This window comes from Priestia sp. P5_B4, assembly GCF_056400385.1.
Map to the genome: position 1 here is coordinate 1 of NZ_JBFULJ010000975.1, position 1,344 is coordinate 1,344.

Genomic DNA, 1,344 nt, shown 5'->3' on the forward strand with positions numbered 1-1,344 from the left:
GTCATTCTTTCACTATTAATTCCATCCGCATCAAGAATGATTGTAACTAAATCGCGCTCATCATAAGCAAAAAGACTAAATCTACCAAGATTTAGTCTTTTTTATCATGTGTCACCTTTGTTTACACAAAAGTGTGTCAGGTTTGATAACATAGTTAGTGAAATATTCAAAAAACTGTTTTATGATAATCACCATATTCAAACGAGATAAGGGATTGATAGCATGCTACAGAAATGGATAACGAGCATAGGTTTAGATATCGGAACAAGCACAACAAAATTGATTGTAAGCAAGCTGTTAATAGCAAATCAACAAAATCAGTTTACGCTGCCAGGCTGTCAAATTATTGATCGTCGCGTAACGTATGTAAGTTCTATCTATACCACCCCTATGCTAAACGATGTTGAAATCGATGTTCAAAGATTAACGGTACTACTAGAACAAGAGTATAAGAACGCAGGAATCTCCTTAGATCAAGTGGAGGCAGGTGCTGTGATCATCACAGGAGAAACGGCCAGAAAGCAAAATGCAGAAAGTATCGTTCACTATCTAGYCGAACATGCTGGGGATTTTGTTGTTGCAACAGCCGGCGCTGACTTGGAAGGAATATTAGCTGCAAAAGGATCGGGAGCAATAGAGCGTTCTGCTGAAACAAATGCAGTAATTGCCAATATTGATGTAGGGGGAGGCACTGCTAACATCGCTTTATGTCAAAATGGAAAAGTGATAGAAACGTTTACACTGCATGTAGGCGGGAGATTAATTCGACTAAATGAAGACGGTCTTGTTACCTACGTTTCTTCTCATTTAACTGAATTTTTGAAAAATAATTCTTTGACACTGCGAGAAGGTGAAAAAGCAGCATTTGAAAAGCTTTCGTCTATCTGTCAATTACTAGCTRAAGAAACCGTGAATTATGTAAAAGCGCTGAATCAAAATTCCTCGCTGCTCGTTTCTCCTCATACAAGATCTTCTATACATCCTGAAACGATCATGGTTTCAGGAGGAGTAGGAGCAATGATGGAGAAGCAAAAGCCAATAACAGTGAAGGAAGTGGCCATACACGGAGACGTTGGTCCGCTTCTAGCATATTATTTTCAATCCATTCAAGTATCTCAATCCGCTGAGACAACGCGCGCTACTGTAATTGGGGCTGGTATGCAAAATACAGAAGTTAGCGGATCAACCGTATATATTGGGTMGAAGCGGCTGCCGTTAAAAAATATCCCGATTGTAGAGATACCCGTTCAGCAAGAAGAGACGTGGAATCCGCAGCTGTTTCAAGAAAGAGTTCGAGCGGCATGTATRCAGGCTTCAACTATTTTCAGCGCAGAAGACCCCCCT

General features: G+C 40.2%; 1 protein-coding gene. It reads left to right on the forward strand.

Annotation, left to right across the window (positions count from 1 at the left end; translation table 11 throughout):
- Positions 1-222: 222 nt before the first annotated feature.
- The coding region (locus tag AC1DRF_RS28010) for an ethanolamine ammonia-lyase reactivating factor EutA (protein ID WP_477742312.1) at positions 223-1,344 on the forward strand (1,122 nt) is incomplete at its 3' end.